This window comes from Variovorax sp. UMC13 (genome assembly GCF_014170375.1).
Classification (GTDB): Bacteria; Pseudomonadota; Gammaproteobacteria; order Burkholderiales; family Burkholderiaceae_C; genus Variovorax.
The window spans coordinates 1-16103 of the sequence record NZ_LZZW01000039.1 but is presented as its reverse complement, the minus strand read 5'-3'; the positions used below and the strand labels follow the sequence as shown (position 1 = coordinate 16103).

General features: G+C 70.3%; 12 protein-coding genes. 9 read left to right on the top strand and 3 right to left on the bottom strand.

Annotated features, from left to right (window positions below; translation table 11 throughout):
- On the bottom strand, positions 1-1419 hold the full coding sequence (locus A9977_RS32060; RefSeq protein WP_310936237.1) for a PLP-dependent aminotransferase family protein: 1419 nt from the start codon (positions 1417-1419) through the stop codon (positions 1-3).
- A gap of 202 nt (positions 1420-1621) precedes the next feature.
- On the opposite strand from A9977_RS32060, the gene A9977_RS32055 reads away from it, so the two are divergent.
- The 7 genes from A9977_RS32055 to A9977_RS32025 are packed head-to-tail and all read left to right on the top strand — an operon-like array spanning position 1622 to position 9309.
- Entirely contained in the window at positions 1622-3244 is a 1623-nt protein-coding gene (locus A9977_RS32055) for an ABC transporter substrate-binding protein (RefSeq protein ID WP_183028869.1), read from the top strand.
- 4 nt (positions 3245-3248) lie between these two features.
- Positions 3249-4190, top strand: coding sequence for an ABC transporter permease (locus tag A9977_RS32050; RefSeq protein WP_183028868.1), 942 nt, complete (start codon positions 3249-3251; stop codon positions 4188-4190).
- A gap of 1 nt (position 4191) precedes the next feature.
- On the top strand, positions 4192-5064 hold the full coding sequence (locus A9977_RS32045; protein WP_183028867.1) for an ABC transporter permease: 873 nt from the start codon (positions 4192-4194) through the stop codon (positions 5062-5064).
- Between the two features lie 12 nt (positions 5065-5076).
- Positions 5077-6717 (top strand): ABC transporter ATP-binding protein, encoded by a 1641-nt coding sequence (locus tag A9977_RS32040; RefSeq protein WP_183028866.1) that lies wholly within the window; start codon positions 5077-5079, stop codon positions 6715-6717.
- On the top strand, positions 6714-7454 hold the full coding sequence (locus A9977_RS32035) for an AzlC family ABC transporter permease (protein ID WP_310936236.1): 741 nt from the start codon (positions 6714-6716) through the stop codon (positions 7452-7454). The genes A9977_RS32040 and A9977_RS32035 overlap by 4 nt, the downstream gene beginning before the upstream one ends.
- Entirely contained in the window at positions 7454-7798 is a 345-nt protein-coding gene (locus tag A9977_RS32030; RefSeq protein WP_183028865.1) for an AzlD domain-containing protein, read from the top strand. The genes A9977_RS32035 and A9977_RS32030 overlap by 1 nt, the downstream gene beginning before the upstream one ends.
- A 38-nt stretch (positions 7799-7836) precedes the next feature.
- The gene (locus tag A9977_RS32025; protein WP_183028864.1) at positions 7837-9309 is read left to right on the top strand and encodes an amidase; all 1473 of its coding nucleotides are present in this window, start codon (positions 7837-7839) and stop codon (positions 9307-9309) included.
- Between the two features lie 12 nt (positions 9310-9321).
- Here the strand turns inward: A9977_RS32025 and A9977_RS32020 are convergent, their stop codons facing one another.
- Complete coding sequence (locus A9977_RS32020) at positions 9322-10131, bottom strand: IclR family transcriptional regulator (protein WP_183028863.1); 810 nt, start codon at positions 10129-10131, stop codon at positions 9322-9324.
- Between the two features lie 130 nt (positions 10132-10261).
- On the opposite strand from A9977_RS32020, the gene A9977_RS32015 reads away from it, so the two are divergent.
- Together A9977_RS32015 and A9977_RS32010 are read left to right on the top strand one after the other, a co-directional pair.
- Complete coding sequence (locus tag A9977_RS32015) at positions 10262-11233, top strand: tripartite tricarboxylate transporter substrate binding protein (protein ID WP_183028862.1); 972 nt, start codon at positions 10262-10264, stop codon at positions 11231-11233.
- Between the two features lie 10 nt (positions 11234-11243).
- Entirely contained in the window at positions 11244-13592 is a 2349-nt protein-coding gene (locus A9977_RS32010; protein ID WP_183028861.1) for a cytochrome P450/oxidoreductase, read from the top strand.
- A gap of 10 nt (positions 13593-13602) precedes the next feature.
- Here A9977_RS32010 and A9977_RS32005 read toward each other — a convergent pair whose 3' ends face one another.
- Positions 13603-15342, bottom strand: coding sequence for an ATP-binding protein (locus A9977_RS32005; RefSeq protein WP_310936235.1), 1740 nt, complete (start codon positions 15340-15342; stop codon positions 13603-13605).
- Between the last annotated feature and the right edge of the window lie 761 nt (positions 15343-16103).

Sequence of the window (16103 nt, the reverse complement as noted above, 5' to 3'; positions counted from 1 at the left end):
TCAGCGCCTCGCGCGCTGCCGCTTCGCCTCCTGCGCCAGGAAGCGGTAGAGCTTGGGGTCGTCCGCATAGCCCACGTTGAAGCGCAGCCAGGGCGTGGGCCGCAGGTCGGTGCGGAACAGGTCGCCCGGCGCGAGCAGGAAGCTCTCGGCGATGGCACGCTGCGCCAGCGCGCGCATGTCGACGTCGTCGCGCTCGAAGCGCGCCCACAGGAAGGGGCCGCCGGCCGGCCGCGTGAACAGCTGCATGCCCGCGGCCTCCAGCCTGTCGCACACGGTGCGCTGCGCCGCCTGCAGGCGCTCGGCCAGCCGCGCCACGTGCGCGCGGTAGCGGCCTTCGACCAGCACGCTGTGCAGCAGCCGCTCGGTGAGCTCGGAGGAGGTGAGGCTGTTGACCATCTTCTGCAGGATCATCTTCTCGGCGAACTCCTCGCTGCAGGCCACGAAGCCCACGCGCAGCGCCGGTGACACGGTCTTGGAGAAGCTTCCCACATGGATCACGCGCCGCAGCCGGTCGAGGCTGGCCAGCGGCGTGGCCGCGCCGGCCGGCTCCAGCCCGGCCATCACGTCGTTGTCGACGATGTGGAAGTCAAGTTGCTCGGCCAGCCGCAGCAGCTGGTAGGCCACCGCCGGCGTGCACTGGCTGCCCGTGGGGTTGTGCAGGTTGGTGGTGGTGAAGAAGGCCTTGGCGCCGTGGCGCTGCGCCAGCGCCTGCAGCGCGGCCAGGTCGGGCCCGTCCGCGGTGCGCTCCACGCCTACCAGCTTGAGGTCGAGCGAGCGCAGCATCGCATAGAGGTTGGTCGAGCCGGGCTCGTCGACCAGCACCACGTCGCGCGGCTGTAGCAGGCAGCGCGCCACCAGGTTCAGCGCCTGGGACGCGCCGTGCGTCAGCACGATCTGGTGCGGCGCGGTCTCGATGCCCTGCTGCGCGAGCAGCATCTGGACCTGCTGGCGCAGCGGCAGGTAGCCGTAGGGCGTGCCGTAGTTCGCCAGGCCGGCCGCCGACTTGCGTGACAGCGCGGCCAGCGCGCGCCGCACGCCGTCGACGTGCAGCATCTCGGGCGGGATCCAGCCGCAGCCGGCGTTGAGCAGCGTGCGGTCGTCCTCGTAGACGTGCTTGAGCAGCCACAGCGAATCGACCGAGGTGCGGCCCAGGAAGGGCTTGCGCCGCGTGGCGGCCGCGCGCTCGGCCTCGGCCACGTAGTAGCCGCTGGCGCGCCGCGCCTCCACTTGGCCTTCGGCCACCAGGCGCTGGTAGGCGTTGGTGACAGTCATGGTGCTCACGCCGCAGTCGGCGGCGAGCGCGCGCACCGACGGCAGCTTGTCGCCCGGCTTCATCGCGCTCGAGGCGATCTGCGCCTGCAGCGCCTCGTAGACCTGGCGAACCAGCGGGATGGACAGCGAAGGGTTGACGGTGATCACGGCAGGGCATGCACGCTTCGTGTGCATGAAAAGGCCCCAACACGGGGCCGACGGGGTGGAGGAAGTGCGACTGTTCTACTACAGAAGAAGATAACTGTATATATGCATTCTGCCGCCTGGATGACCCAATGGAGCCCTCGCCGCCGCCAGCCTTCGCGCTGCCGGCATCGCGTTCCCTGTTCCATCCCTTCCAGGAAGTCACATGCCATCGCAGCTCTTCTCGCCTTCGCCGGCCCGCCCGGCAGCCACCTTGTCGCGCCGCCTTGCCCGGTGGGGTGCCGCCGCGCTGCTGGCCGGCGCCGCCATCGCGCCGGCCATGGCGCAGACCAGCACGCTCAAGATCATTCCGAGCAGCAACATCACCGTGCTCGACCCGATCTGGACCACGGCCTACGTGACGCGCAACTTCGGCTACATGGTGTACGACACGCTGTTCGCGACGGACCTCGAAGGCCACATCAAGCCGCAGATGGTCGACAAGTGGAAAGTGTCGAGCGACAACAAGACCTGGACCTTCACCCTGCGCGAGGGCCTGGAGTTCCATGACGGCAAGCCCGTCACCAGCGAGGACGTGGTGGCTTCGCTCAAGCGCTGGGCCAGCCGCGACACCTTCGGCGCCCAGCTCGCCAAGGTGACCGAGCGCTACGACACGCCCGACGCGAAGACCTTCTCCATCGTGCTCAAGGAGCCCTTCGGCCTGGTGCTCGAAGCGCTGGGCAAGCCCTCGTCGAACGTGCCCTTCATCATGCCCAGGCGCATGGCCGACACCTCGGGCGACGTGCAGGTCAAGGAGTCGATCGGCTCCGGCCCCTACATCTTCAAGGCCGACGAGTTCCGCCCCGGCGAGCGCGTGGTGTTCACCAAGAACATGCGCTACAAGCCGCGCACCGAGGCACCCTCGGGCACGGCCGGCGGCAAGAAGGTGTACGTGGACCGCGTCGAGTGGCTGATCATCCGCGACGCGCAGACGCAGATGAACGCGCTGCTCAACGGCGAGGCCGACATCCTCGAGCAGCCGGCCTTCGAGCAGTACGCCACGCTGCGCACCCACCCCGACATCCAGCTGGTGGATGCACAGCCCGCGGGCAACCAGTTCATCCTGCGCTTCAACTTCCTGCAGCCGCCCTTCAACAACGAGAAGGTGCGCCGCGCCGCGCTGCTGGCGCTGGGCCAGGAGGCCTTCCTGCGCACGCAGGTCGGCACGCCCGGCCTCACGCGCTACTGCAAGAGCATGTTCCCCTGCGGCACGCCCTTCGAGTCGGAGCAGACCGGCGACTACACCGGCATCGCCAACCCGCAGAAGGCCAAGGCATTGCTCGAGGAGGCCGGCTACAAGGGCGAGCCCGTGGTGCTGATGCGGCCCACCGACAACCCGACCATCGGCAAGCTGCCGCTGGTGGCCAAGCAGCAGCTGGAGCAGGCCGGCTTCAAGGTCGACATGCAGTCGATGGACTGGTCCACGCTGGTGGCGCGCCGCGCCAAGAAGGACGCGCCCGCGGCCGGCGGCTGGAGCGCGTTCATGACCTCCTGGACCGCCTCCGACATCCTCAACCCGATCACCATGGCGATGATGAACGCCACCGGCGACAAGGGCTGGTTCGGCTGGCAGAACGACCCGAAGCTCGAAGAGATCAAGGTCCAGTTCGCGCAGGCCAAGACCGAGGCCGAGAAGAAGAAGTTCGCCCAGGCCGCGCAGCTGCGCGCCTTCGAGACCGCCTCGCACGTGCCCGTGGGCCAGTACAACCAGCCCGCCGCGGTGCGCAAGAACGTGAGCGGCCTGGTGCCGGCCGGCGCGCAGGTGTACTGGAACATCAAGAAGCAATAAGCCCATGCTGACCTTCCTCGGCAAGCGCCTGCTCGCCACGCTGCCGGTGCTGCTGGTGGTGGCGATCGCGATCTTCATGATCGTGCGCCTCACACCCGGCGACCCGGCGGCCGTCATCGGCGGCAACAGCGCCACCAACGAAGACCTGGACCGCATCCGCGTGCAGCTGGGCCTGACCCGCCCGCTGTGGGAGCAGTTCGCGATCTGGGGCAAGGGCGTGCTGCACGGCGACCTGGGCTTCTCCTTCTTCCTCAACAAGCCGGTGACCGAACTCATCGGCCAGCGCATGGAACCCACGCTCTCGCTGGCCGGCGGCACGCTGCTGCTGGCGGTGATCATCGCGCTGCCACTCGGCACGCTGGCCGCCTGGCGCATGGGCGGCTGGCTCGACAAGGCCGTGATGGCCTTCTCGGTGGCCGGCTTCTCGGTGCCGGTGTTCGTGGTCGGCTACGTGCTGATCTACCTGCTGGCGATGAAGCTGCAGTGGTTCCCTGTGCAGGGCTACCGGCGCATCGGTGACGGCATCGGGCCGTGGCTGAACCAATTGGTGCTGCCCTGCCTCACGCTGGCCATCACCTACGTGGCGCTGCTGTCGCGGGTGACGCGGGCCGCGGTGAGCGAGGCGCTGACCGAGGACTTCATCCGCACCGCCCGCGCCAAGGGCATCACCGAGCTGCAGGTGCTGTCGCACCATGCGCTGCGCAACGCGGCGGTGCCGGTGGTCACGGTGATCGGCGTGAGCGCGGCGCTGCTGCTGGGCGGCGTGGTGGTCACCGAGACGGTGTTCGCGATACCCGGCCTGGGCCAGCTCACGGTCGACGCGGTGCTCAACCGCGACTTCCCGGTGCTGCAGGGCGTGGTGCTGTTCTTCGCCGTGGTGTATGTGGCCGTCAACCTGCTGGTGGACCTGAGCTACCTGTTCATCGATCCACGCATTCGTTATTGACATGAACACCTTGAAAAGACTCTGGCGCAACACTGCCGTGCGCGGCGGCGTCGTCGTGCTGGTGGGGCTGGCGCTGCTGGGCGTGTTCGCGCCCTGGCTCGGCACCTTCGATCCTTCGGTGATGGATCCGGGCTTCGTCTCGGTCGGCGCCGGCACCGCGGGGCAGGTGACCATGCCCGACGGCGCGCAGTTCGCCCACACCTTCTGGATGGGCAGCGACAGCGTGGGCCGCGACGTCTGGAGCCGCGTGCTCTACGGCACCCGCATCTCGATGACCGTGGGCCTGTTCACCGCCTTCGTTGCGATCGCCTTCGGCTGCCTGCTGGGCATGCTGGCGGGCTACTTCCGCGCGGTCGATGCGGTGCTGATGCGCGTGATGGACGGCGTGATGGCCATCCCCGCGGTGCTGCTCGCGATCACGCTGGTGGCGGTGCTGGGCGCCAGCCTGCCGACCGTGATCCTGGCCATCGCCGTGCCCGAGGTGCCGCGCGTGACCCGGCTGGTGCGCGCGCTGGTGATGAGCCTGCGCGACGAGCCCTTCGTGGAGGCGGCGCGCGCGCTGGCCACGCCCGACATCACGATCCTCTGGCGCGACATCCTGCCCAACGCGCTGGCGCCGCTGATCGTGCAGGGCACCTTCATCGCGGCCTCGGCCGTGCTGACCGAGGCGATCCTGAGCTTCCTCGGCCTGGGCCTGCCCTCGGACGTGCCGACCTGGGGAAACATCATGGCCGAAGGCCGCGTGCAGTTCTCGCAGAGCCCCGGCAACGTGCTGTTCCCCGCGCTGTTCCTGGTGCCCACGGTGCTGGCGATCAACATGCTGGGCGACGGCCTGCGCGACGTGCTCGACCCCAAGTTCTCCAAACGTGTGTGAGGCGCCGATTCCATGACTGATTCCAACCGAAGCGCCGCCATCCTCGAGGTGCGCGGCCTGCAGGTCGCGCTTCCCGCCGACGCCGATCGGCCGCATGCCATCGAACAGCTCGACCTGCGCATCGCCGCCGGCCGCACGCTGTGCATCGTGGGCGAGTCCGGCTCGGGCAAGTCGGTGCTGGCCACCACCGTGATGGGCCTGCTGGCCAAGGGCCTCACGCTGACGGCGGGCGAGGTGCTGCTGTCCGGCGAGAAGCTGGTCGACGACGGCCGCTTCATCGCCGACAAGCGGCTGCGCCAGTTGCGCGGCACCGGCATGGGCATGGTGTTCCAGGAGCCGATGACCGCGCTGAACCCGGTGCTCACCTGCGGCGAGCAGGTCGACGAGCTGCTGCGCACGCACACCGCGTGGGGCGCGGCCGAGCGCAAGGCGCAGATCCTCGCGATCTTCGAGCGCGTGCGGCTGCCCGACCCGGCACGCATCCATGCGAGCTACCCGCACCAGCTCTCGGGCGGGCAGCGCCAGCGCATCGTGATCGCGATGGCCATCATCCTCAAGCCGCGCCTCCTGATCTGCGACGAGCCGACCACCGCGCTGGACGTGACGACGCAGGCCGAGATCCTCAAGCTCATCGCCGAGCTGCAGGCGGAGCAGGGCAGCGCCGTGCTCTTCATCACGCACGACATGGGCGTGGTGGCCGAGATCGCCGACGAGGTGATGGTGATGCACCGCGGCGCGCTGGTGGAGCAGGGCCCGTGTGACCAGGTGCTGCGCAACCCGCGCGAGGCCTACACCCGCATGCTGCTCGATGCCGTGCCCGGCATGACGCCGCCGCCCGCGCGCGCGCTGCCCGGCGGCCCGCCGCTGCTGGCCGGCACCGGCGTGGGCAAGGTCTACACGCGGCGCGACTGGCTCGGCCGCGCGAAACACAACACCGCGCTGCAGGACGCGAGCGTGGCCGTGCACCGCGGCGAGACCGTGGGCGTGGTGGGCGAATCGGGCTCGGGCAAGTCGACCTTCGCGCGCTGCATGATCCGGCTGATTTCGCCCAGCGCGGGCAGCATCCGCTGGGGCGACGCCGAGGTGCGCGAGCTGCCCGAAGGCCGGCTGCGGCCGCTGCGTTCGCGCGTGCAGGTGGTGTTCCAGGACCCCAACCGTTCGCTCAACCCGCGGCGCACCGTGGGCTCGTCGATGGTCGAGGGCGCGATGAACTTCGGCATGGGCCAGCGGCACGCACGCCAGACCGCCGAGGAACTCATGGACCGCATCCAGCTGCCGCGCACCGCGCTCGAACGCTACCCGCACCAGTTCTCCGGCGGCCAGCGCCAGCGGCTGGCGATCGCGCGCGCCATCGCCTGCCAGCCGCAGGTGCTGGTGGCCGACGAGGCGGTGTCGGCGCTCGACGTGTCGGTGCAGGCGCAGATCCTCGACCTGCTGCGCGAGATCCAGCGCGACCTGGGGCTGGGCATCCTGTTCATCACGCACGACCTGCGCGTGGCGGCGCAGCTGTGCGACCGCGTGATCGTGATGAACCAGGGCCGCATCGTCGAGCAGGGCGCCACCGGCCAGGTGTTCAACGCGCCGGCCGACGACTACACGCGGCGGCTGCTGGCGGCCGCGCCGCGCGCCGAACTCGCGACGAGCGCGCGGTGAAGGCAGGGCCTGCCTGGCGTGCAGCCGTCGACGACCCGGCCTGGCGCCACGCCTTTGCGCAAGGGCGGCGCGACATCGCGGGTGCGGCGATCGGCACCCTGGCCATGGGCCTGGTGGCGGGCGTGGCCATGGCCAAGAGCGGCGTCGGGCTGGGCGTGATCCTCGCGATGTCGCTCTTGGTCTTCGCCAGCGCCTCGCAGCTGGCCTGCCTGCCGCTGATCGCGGCCGGCGCGCCGCTGTGGGTGATCGTCGCGACCGCCTGCGTGCTCAACCTGCGCTTCGTGGTGTTCAGCGTGAGCTGGCGGCGCTACTTCGGGCACCACCGCCGCGCGCAGCGCATGCTGCTGGCCTACCTGGCGGGCGACCCGGTCTATGCGCAGTTCGTGCAGCGGCATCCGCAGCCGCCGGTCGCGGGGCAGGCCACGCAGCAGCAGCAGGGCTACTTCCTCGGCCTGGCGCTGACCAACTGGGCCGCCTGGCACATCGCATCGCTGGCCGGCATCTTCCTGGCCGACGCGATTCCCGCGGCCTGGGGCCTGCGCTTCATCGGCGTGCTGGCCCTGCTGGCGCTGGCCTTGCCCATGCTCACCGACCGCGCGGTGCGCTGCTCGGCGCTGGCCGCGGGCGCGGTGGCGCTGGCCACGGCCTCGTGGCCCATGGGGCTCAACGTGGTGGCGGCCATCGCCACCGCCGTCGTGGCCGGCACCTGGGCCGACCGCCGCTGGAGCCCGCGCTGATGCACCTCGGGCACGCGCTCTATGTGTGGCTGGCCGTGGGTGCGCTGGTGGGCGTGACGGTGCTCACGCGCAGCTTCTTCCTGCTGCCCGACGGCGAGCCCAAACTGCCGGGCTGGCTGTGGCGCGGGCTGCGCCATGCGCCGGTCGCGGCCCTGCTCGCGATGGTGGTGCCCGACGTGTTCCTGAGCAACGGGCGCCTGCTGTCCGACTGGCACGATGCGCGGCTCTTTGCCGTGGGCGCCGCATTGGCCTACTACCTCGTTCGGCGAAACGACGTGGCCGGGACGATCCTGGTCGGCACGGGTACGCTGATGCTCTTGCGGCTCGGCTTCGGCTGGCCCTGACACGGTTATTTTTTTGAAGCGATATTGGAGAAAGACAGATGACGCTGGCAATGCGCTGGGATGAATGGTCCGCACATGACGGGATCGGGCTGGCCGAACGGGTCCGCAAGGGCGAGGTCTCGGCGGCCGAACTGGCGGCGCAGGCCGCGGCCGGCATCGCGAAGGTGAACCCGCAGCTCGACGCGGTGGTCGAGGTGTTCGACGATGTGGTGGCCGATCCGCTCAAGGACGGCATGAACCCCGAAGGCGTGTTCGCCGGCCTGCCCTACCTGATGAAGGACCTGGGGCCCACGCTCAAGGGCCGGCTGCAGGAATTCGGTTCGATGATCATGCAGGGCCACCGGCCCGCGGCCGACAGCTTCCTCACGCAGCAGCTGCGCCGGGCCGGCCTCAACATCGTGGGCCGCAGCACCACGCCCGAGTTCGGCGTCTGCAGCTCGGTCGAGAACGCGCTGCATGTCACGCGCAACCCATGGGACCTCGACTACACCACCTGCGGTTCCTCGGCCGGCACGGCCGCGGTGGTGGCGGCGGGCGTGCTGCCGCTGTCGCATGCCACCGACGGCGGCGGCTCGATCCGCATCCCCGCGGGCGTGAACGGCAACATCGGCCTCAAGGTGTCGCGCGGCGTGTTCTCGCTGGCGCCGGGCCTGTCGGACCTGTCGGGCCTGGTGTCCATTCAAGGCTGCCACAGCCGCACCGTGCGCGACACGGCCGCCTTCGTTGACCACTGCCGCGGCGGCGCGCCGGGCGAGTTCATGCCCTTCTGGTCGCCGGCCGAGCCGTACAGCGAGTTGATCAAGAAGGACCCGGGCCGGCTGCGCATCGCGCTGTCGCACGAATGGGGTGACTTCCGCGCCACGCCGCACTTCGTGGCCGAGCTGACGCGCGTGGGCCAGTTCCTCGAAGGGCTGGGCCACCATGTCGAATGGGCGCTGCCCGCGGTCGATTTCCAGGGCGCCTTCGCGGCCCAGACCACCTGCTACATCAGCAACTTCGCGCAGGTCATCGACGGCCACCTGCACCGCCTGGGCCTGGCACGCCCGCCGGCCGAACTGCTGGAGCCGATCAACATCAAGATCTGGGAAGCGGGGGTGCACACCTCGTTTTCCGAGCGCTCGAAGATGCAGGCGGTGTTCAACACCACCTCGCGCGCCTTCGGCCAGTTCTTCCAGGACTGGGACATCATCCTCACGCCGATCACCGCGCTGCCCACGCCCCGGGTCGGCACCAGCGAGTACCTCACGACCAGCACCAACCCCTCGGTGCACGACTGGTTCGCCAACCTCTGGCAGAACTTCGCGTACACGCCGCTGGCCAACCTCTGCGGCATGCCGGGCATCTCGCTGCCGATGGCGGCGCAGGAGAACGGCCTGCCGCTGGGCATCCAGGCGCAGGCCGCGCAGGCCAACGACGGCCTGCTGCTGCAGCTGGCGGCGCAGATCGAACGCGCGCTCGACGGGAAATGGAACGCGGGCCGGCGGCCGGGCGTGCACGTCGCCCAGGCCTGAGCCGAACAGGTCCTAGCCGCGCGCGCCGAGCAGGGCGCTCGTGGCCTGCGCCTCGCGCTGCACCGCCAGCGCGATCGGCCCGCCCAGGGCCGGGTCGAAACCGCCCGTGGCGCCCAGCGCCGTGAGCACCGCGCACACGCGGCCCGCATAGTCGTAGACCGGCGCCGCCACGGCGCTGATGCCGCGCAGGTAGGTGTCCTTCACGCTGGCGCAGCGCGCCAACTGCACCTCGCGGCGCAGCTGGCCGATGGGGTCGGCCGCATCGAGCGTGGCGCGCATCTCGGGCGTGGCCGCGGCCAGCTCCTGCTCGGCCAGCGCCACCACGCGCGACTCGTCGAGCAGCCCGAGGAAGGCGCGGCCGGTAGCCGACCACAGCATCGACATCACCGAGCCGGCGCGCACGTTCACCGTGACCGGCAGGCCCGGCTCCTCGAAGCGCACGATGGTCGGGCCCTTGTTGCCCATCACCGCGATGAAGCAGGTCACCTCCAGCGATTCGCGCAGCCGGATCAGGCAGGGCTCGGCCGCGCGGATCGGGTCGGCCTGCCGCATGGCCGCGAGCCCGATCTGGATCGCCTCGGTGCCCAGGTAGTAGTGCTGCGACGCGGCGTCCTGCAGCACCAGGCCTTCCTCCATCAGGCTGGCCAGGTAGCGGTGCACCTTGGCCGGGCTCTCCGCGACGTGGGCGGAGAGGGCGGTCAGGCTGCTGCGGCCGCCCAGGTGGGCCAGGCCCTTGAGCACGGCCATGCCGGTCTCGGCGGCCTGGACGCGCTGGCGCCGTTCGCGCGCGGGCGCCGGGGAGTCGGGAGAGGAGGAAGTCATGTCGCCTGGATGTTAGGGGCTGGCATCGGTCGGGGCTGGGTGCGGAGGAGGGCGGGTAAACCCTCAATTTGAGATTACGCAATGCGGATGATACTTACGCAATACACAACATCCCATCCGGAGACACCCCATGAAGAAGCACCTCGCCAGCGGCCTCGCGCTGCTGTCCCTCGTCGTCGCAGCGGGCGCCAGCGCGCAGCAGGGCTACCCGACCAAGCCGATCCGCTGGATCGTTCCCTATGCGGCCGGTGGCGGCTCCGACTTCCTGGCGCGCACCGTGGGCCAGACCCTGTCGACGCAGGTCGGCCAGCCGGTGCTGGTGGACAACAAGCCCGGCGGCAACACCGCGCTGGGCGCCGCAGAGACCGCGCGCGCGCCGGCCGACGGCTACACCATCCTCTCGGCCGACAACGGCACCCTGGTGTTCAACCCCGCGCTCTACAAGTCGCTCAGCTACAACGCCACCAAGGACCTGACGCCGGTCACGCTGATGGGCAAGTTCCCGATGATCCTGGTGGTCGGCACCAACTCGGGCTTCGCCACCGCCAAGGACTTCATCGCGCAGGCCAAGGCCAAGCCCGGCGGCATCAACTACGCCTCGGCCGGCGCGGGCAGCCCGCACCACCTGGCGATGGAACTGCTCAAGGTCGAAGCGGGCCTGTTCATGGTCCACGTGCCCTACCGCGGCGCGGCGCCGGCGCTGGCCGACGTGGTGGGCGGGCAGCTGCCGGCCATGATGGTCGACCTGGCCGCGGGTGCCGGCTTCATCAAGGGCAACAAGGTGCGCGCGCTGGCCGTGGCCAATCCCACGCGCCTGCCGCAGCTGCCCGACGTGCCGACCTTCGCCGAGCTGGGCTACAAGAACGTCGAAGCCGCCGCGCTGGTCGGCGTGGTGGTGCCCTCGGCCACGCCGACGGAGGTGGTGAACACGCTCAACCGCCAGATCGTCGCGGCCATCCATGAGCCCGCGGTGCGCACCCGCATGATCGACTTCGGCGTCGAGCCCGTGGGCAACACGCCCGCGCAGTACGCCGAGCTGCTGAAGAACGAGACCACGCGCTGGCACAAGCTGATCCGCGACCTGAAGATCACGCTCGACTGACCCGACCGCCATGCCCGACACCGCCACCCCTTCGCGCGCTTCCGGTTGCCCTGTCGCGCACGGTCCGCTCTCCGCCGAGCGCACGCCCACCGGCTGCCCGGTGAGCCAGCGCGCCGCGGCCTTCGATCCCTTCGAGGACGGCTACCAGCAGGATCCGCCCGAGTACGTGCGCTGGGCGCGCGAGCAGGAGCCGATCTTCTACAGCCCCAAGCTGGGCTACTGGGTGATCACGCGCTATGCCGACATCAAGGCGGTGTTCCGCGACAACATCACCTTCAGCCCGTCGAACGCGCTGGAGAAGATCACGCCCACCGGCGACGAAGCCAACGCGGTGCTGGCGAGCTACGGCTTCGCGCTCAACCGCACGCTGGTGAACGAGGACGAGCCGGCCCACATGCCGCGTCGCCGTGCGCTGATGGACCCGTTCACGCCCGAGGAACTCAAGCACCACGAACCCATGGTGCGCGAACTGGCCCGCAGCTACGTCGACCGTTTCATCGACGACGGCCGCGCCGACCTGGTCGACCAGATGCTGTGGGAGATCCCGCTGACCGTGGCGCTGCATTTCCTCGGCGTGCCCGAGGAGGACATGGACACGCTGCGCAAGTACTCCATTGCGCACACCGTCAACACCTGGGGTCGCCCCAAGCCCGAGGAGCAGGTGGCGGTGGCCCATGCCGTGGGCAACTTCTGGCAGTACGCGGGCAAGGTGCTCGACAAGATGCGCCAGGACCCCGATGCGCCCGGCTGGATGCAGTACGGCATCCGCAAGCAGATGCTGCAGCCTGAGGTGGTGACGGATTCGTACCTGCACTCGATGATGATGGCCGGCATCGTGGCCGCGCACGAGACCACGGCCAACGCCACCGCCAACGCGATGAAGCTGCTGCTGCAGCATCCGCAGGTGTGGCGCGAGCTCTGCGAAGACCCGGGCCTGATCCCCAATGCGGTGGAGGAGTGCCTGCGCCACAACGGCTCGGTGGCCGCCTGGCGCCGGCTGGTCACGGCCGACACGCAGGTCGGCGGCGTGGACCTGCCCGCGGGCTCGCGTCTGCTGATCGTGACCTCGTCGGCCAACCACGACGAAGGCCACTTCGCCGACGCCGACCTGTTCGACATCCGCCGCGACAACGCCAGCGACCACCTGACCTTCGGCTACGGTTCGCACCAGTGCATGGGCAAGAACCTGGCGCGCATGGAGATGCAGATCTTCCTGGAGGAGTTCACGCGCCGGCTGCCGCACATGAAGCTGAGCGCGCAGCGTTTCAGCTACGTGCCCAACACCTCCTTCCGCGGCCCCGAGCACCTGTGGGTCGAATGGGACCCGGCCGCCAACCCCGAACGAAGCAACGCCGGCCTGCGCGACGTGCAGGTGCCGGTGCGCATCGGCGAACCCTCGCGCGGCGCGATCGCGCGGCCGGTGGTGATCGAGCGCGTGACGCGCGCGGCCGACGGCATCGTCCGGCTGCGCCTGGCCTCGCCCGACGGCAAGCCGCTGCCGCGCTGGACGCCGGGCTCGCACATCGACGTGGAGTGCGGCACGCCCGAGCTGTCGCGCCAGTACTCGCTGTGCGGCGACCCCGATGAGGCGGGCGTGTTCGAGATCGCGGTGCTGCACGAGCCCGAAGGCCGGGGCGGCTCGGCCTGGGTGCATGGCCAGCTGAAGGCCGGCGACCGGTTGCGCATCCGCGGCCCGCGCAACCATTTCCGGCTCGACGAGTCGCTGCAGAAGGCGATCTTCATCGCCGGCGGCATCGGCATCACGCCGGTGAGCGCGATGGCGCGGCGGGCGAAGGCGCTGGGCATGGACTACCAACTGCACTACAGCGGCCGCAGCCGCACGAGCATGGCGATGGTCGAGGAACTGCGTGCGCTGCATGGCGAGCGCCTGCACCTGCACATTGCCGACGAGGGCGGCCGCAACGACCTGCAGGCCCTGCTCGCGCAGCCCGTGCCGGGTGCGCAGGTCTACGCCTGCGGCCCCTTGCGCATGCTCGAAGCGCTCGAGGCCTGCTGCGCCGCCTGGCCCGAAGGCGCCCTGCGTGTCGAGCATTTCGAGTCGACGCTGGCGACGCTCGACCCGTCGAAGGAGCAGGCCTTCGAGGTCGAGCTCAAGGACTCCGGCCTGGTGCTCACCGTGCCGCCCGACCAGACCCTGCTCACCGCCCTGCGCGCCGCCAACGTCGACGTGCAGAGCGACTGCGAGGAGGGTCTGTGCGGTTCCTGCGAGGTGCAGGTGCTGGCCGGCAGGGTCGACCACCGCGACGTGGTGCTGACGCGCATGGAGCGCGATGCGAACACCAAGATGATGGCCTGCTGCTCGCGCGCCTGCGACGGGCGCCTGGTGCTGGCGCTGTAGGCGCTTCTGCTCAGCCGACTGTCCCGAGCGGCATGCGCAGCACCACCTGCGTCTCGCCCGGCCGGGACGCGAGCCGCAGTTCGGCCTTGAGCCGCCGGGCGCGTGCATGGAGGCTGCGAAGGCCTGCGCCCTGGCCCTTGGCCGCCGCCTCGACCGCGAAGCCGCGTCCGTCGTCGCGCACGCCCAGCTCCAGCGCGCCGTCCGCACACTGCACGCGCACGTCCACGCGCCGGCTCGCGCTGTGCTTGAGCACGTTGGTCAGCGCCTCCTGCAGGAAGCGCAGCAGCTCCAGGCTCTGCGAGGGCGGGAGTTCCAGCGTCTCGATGCCCGTGACCTGCCATCGGCAGTCGATGCCACTCGCATCGAGTGACTCCGAGATCCGGTGGCGCAGCGGCGCCAGCAGCTCGCCGAAGGCCAGCGGGCCCTCGCTCTGGCCGGTGGCCTCGATGATCAGCCGCAGGTCGTCGCGCAGGCTCTTGAGCATCGCGAGCAGCTGCGGCGCCGACAGCGCCTCGGGCCGGCGTTCCAGCGTCGCGATGCTGCCCAGCAGCATGCCGCCGAGGCCGTCGTGCAGGTCGCTCACGAGGTTGACGCGCTCGCCGATGCGCGCATGCGCGAGTGCCAGCGCATGCTGCTGCGCGAGCGTGACGGCCAGTTCCGACTTGGCGGCGTTCACTTCCTCGATCAGCTCGGTGTTGAAGTGCTCGATGCGGTCGAGGCTCTGCACGAAGCGCGCGGCCTGGGTCATGGCCATGCCCAGCAGCAGCACGTACGAGGACATCGTCGTGTAGTAGGTGTTGCTGTCGATCACCTGCGTGAACACCAGCAGGTCGTGTCCGGCGGCAGCGGCGGACACCGCCATGAAGGGGGCCAGCGAACGCATCGGGCTGCCGCGGTGGCGCAGCGCATGGACGATCGCACCGCAGTTCACCGCGATGGCCGTGAGGCCGCCCACCAGCGTCCAGGCGGCACGGTGCGCGGGCAGGCCGGCGCCGCTGGCCAGCCACAGGTCGAGCACGCCGGCCGCCGCGACCAGCAGCGCGAAGGCTTCGAGGCGGGGCTTGCGCGTCTGGCAGAAGCGCAACGCGAAGACCAGGTAGGCCACGTCGAAGAGCAGCAGCAGCGAGGTGTTCAGCGCCTGCCAGCCGTGGTTGTCGGCAAAGGGCCAGGGGCTGGTCGCGATCTGGTTGTAGCCGAACAGCAGCCACAGCACCGACATCAGCGCGAACCAGCCGTAGGCCGTCTCGCGCCGCCGCAGCAGCCACGCCGCGGCGAAGAAGGCCGACACCGCCGCGCTCAGTGCCAGGCCCAGCACCTGCAGGTCGCGGCGCACGATGCGCTCCTGTTCGAACGCGGCCTGCAGTGTCGCCGGCGGGCCCAGGTCCACCGGTCCCAGTCCCGCCTGGTAGGCGGACAGGCCGGAGACGCGCACCAGCAGCGTGTTGCTGCCGGGCCGCAGCAGCGGCGGCGCCAGCAGCCAGTAGCGCGGCGTGTTCCAGGCGCGGGTGAGCGGCTCGACCAGGCTGGGGTCGCGTGAGATGGGCGTGCCGTTGAGCGACACCTCGCCCGCCATGTTGAGGTAGTGCAGCAGCAGGCCGGTGTCGCGCACCGGCGCGGGCTGCTCCCAAGTCAGCCGGTACCAGACCACGCCGTCGAAGCCGGGCCAGCGCGGGCCCCAGCTGTCGGGCAGGGTGACGGGCACCCAGCCTTCGGCGGGCGGGGCGGTGTCGTCCCAAGCGGCGGCGCGCACGGCCTCGATGTGGAGCGCGGGCGAAGGCTGCTGCGCCCGCACGGGGCTGGCGACAAGAAAGATGAGAAGGGAGGCGAGAAGAAATAGGAAAGAGCCCGTCGTCCGGACACGCCGTGCCGGCTCGGCCGTTCCGTGACTTCGATGCGCGCGTCGACGGTCGGCTGGCGATGCGTGTTCGGCGAGGGGCATTTCAGGCTCGGTCTGGCGCCCGACGGCACCACGATCGCATCGCCATGGTGCAGCGCCTTGGGGCATGCGCGGGAGTCTATCGATTTCCTCTGACGGGGATGGGCGCGCCGGAGCGGACGGACCTGCACGCGTGCCGGCGGTCTCCATTTACCTGTTTTCGGGGATGGCCCGGCCGAGAGGGCGGCGACACACTTTGCCGCGCTCACTTTGACGCGTTCACCTGTTTTGACGGAGAAAAAGTCCATGCCGATCCCAGTCCGCGCTCACGGCGCTTGCGATGCCCCGCCCGAGGCCTTGAAAAGAAAGTCGGGGCTCGCACGAGCGCTGCGGTCGGTGCCCGTGTTGGCCCTGCTCGTGATCGGAAGCGTTCATGCGGCCAGCCATGTGGGCGGCGGCCCGGGCAATGGGGGACCAGCGGACTCCGGTGGAACCGGCGGTGCCGGCGGCAGCGGGGCCGTGGTCTCGGGAGACGGCGCCGCTTCGATCGGCGCCGGGGGGAACGGCGGCGACGGCAACTCTGGCGGAACCGGCGGCGCGGGCGGATCTGGCGCCAGCGCGAGTGCAAACGGGGG

Coding starts and splice junctions, on each gene's coding strand:
- A9977_RS32030 (WP_183028865.1), top strand. CDS start 7,454: ATGCACCTCGGGCACGCGCTCTATGTGTGGCTGGCCGTGGGTGCGCTG.
- A9977_RS32020 (WP_183028863.1), bottom strand. CDS start 10,131: ATGACTTCCTCCTCTCCCGACTCCCCGGCGCCCGCGCGCGAACGGCGC.
- A9977_RS32010 (WP_183028861.1), top strand. CDS start 11,244: ATGCCCGACACCGCCACCCCTTCGCGCGCTTCCGGTTGCCCTGTCGCG.
- A9977_RS32025 (WP_183028864.1), top strand. CDS start 7,837: ATGACGCTGGCAATGCGCTGGGATGAATGGTCCGCACATGACGGGATC.
- A9977_RS32055 (WP_183028869.1), top strand. CDS start 1,622: ATGCCATCGCAGCTCTTCTCGCCTTCGCCGGCCCGCCCGGCAGCCACC.
- A9977_RS32050 (WP_183028868.1), top strand. CDS start 3,249: ATGCTGACCTTCCTCGGCAAGCGCCTGCTCGCCACGCTGCCGGTGCTG.
- A9977_RS32015 (WP_183028862.1), top strand. CDS start 10,262: ATGAAGAAGCACCTCGCCAGCGGCCTCGCGCTGCTGTCCCTCGTCGTC.
- A9977_RS32045 (WP_183028867.1), top strand. CDS start 4,192: ATGAACACCTTGAAAAGACTCTGGCGCAACACTGCCGTGCGCGGCGGC.
- A9977_RS32040 (WP_183028866.1), top strand. CDS start 5,077: ATGACTGATTCCAACCGAAGCGCCGCCATCCTCGAGGTGCGCGGCCTG.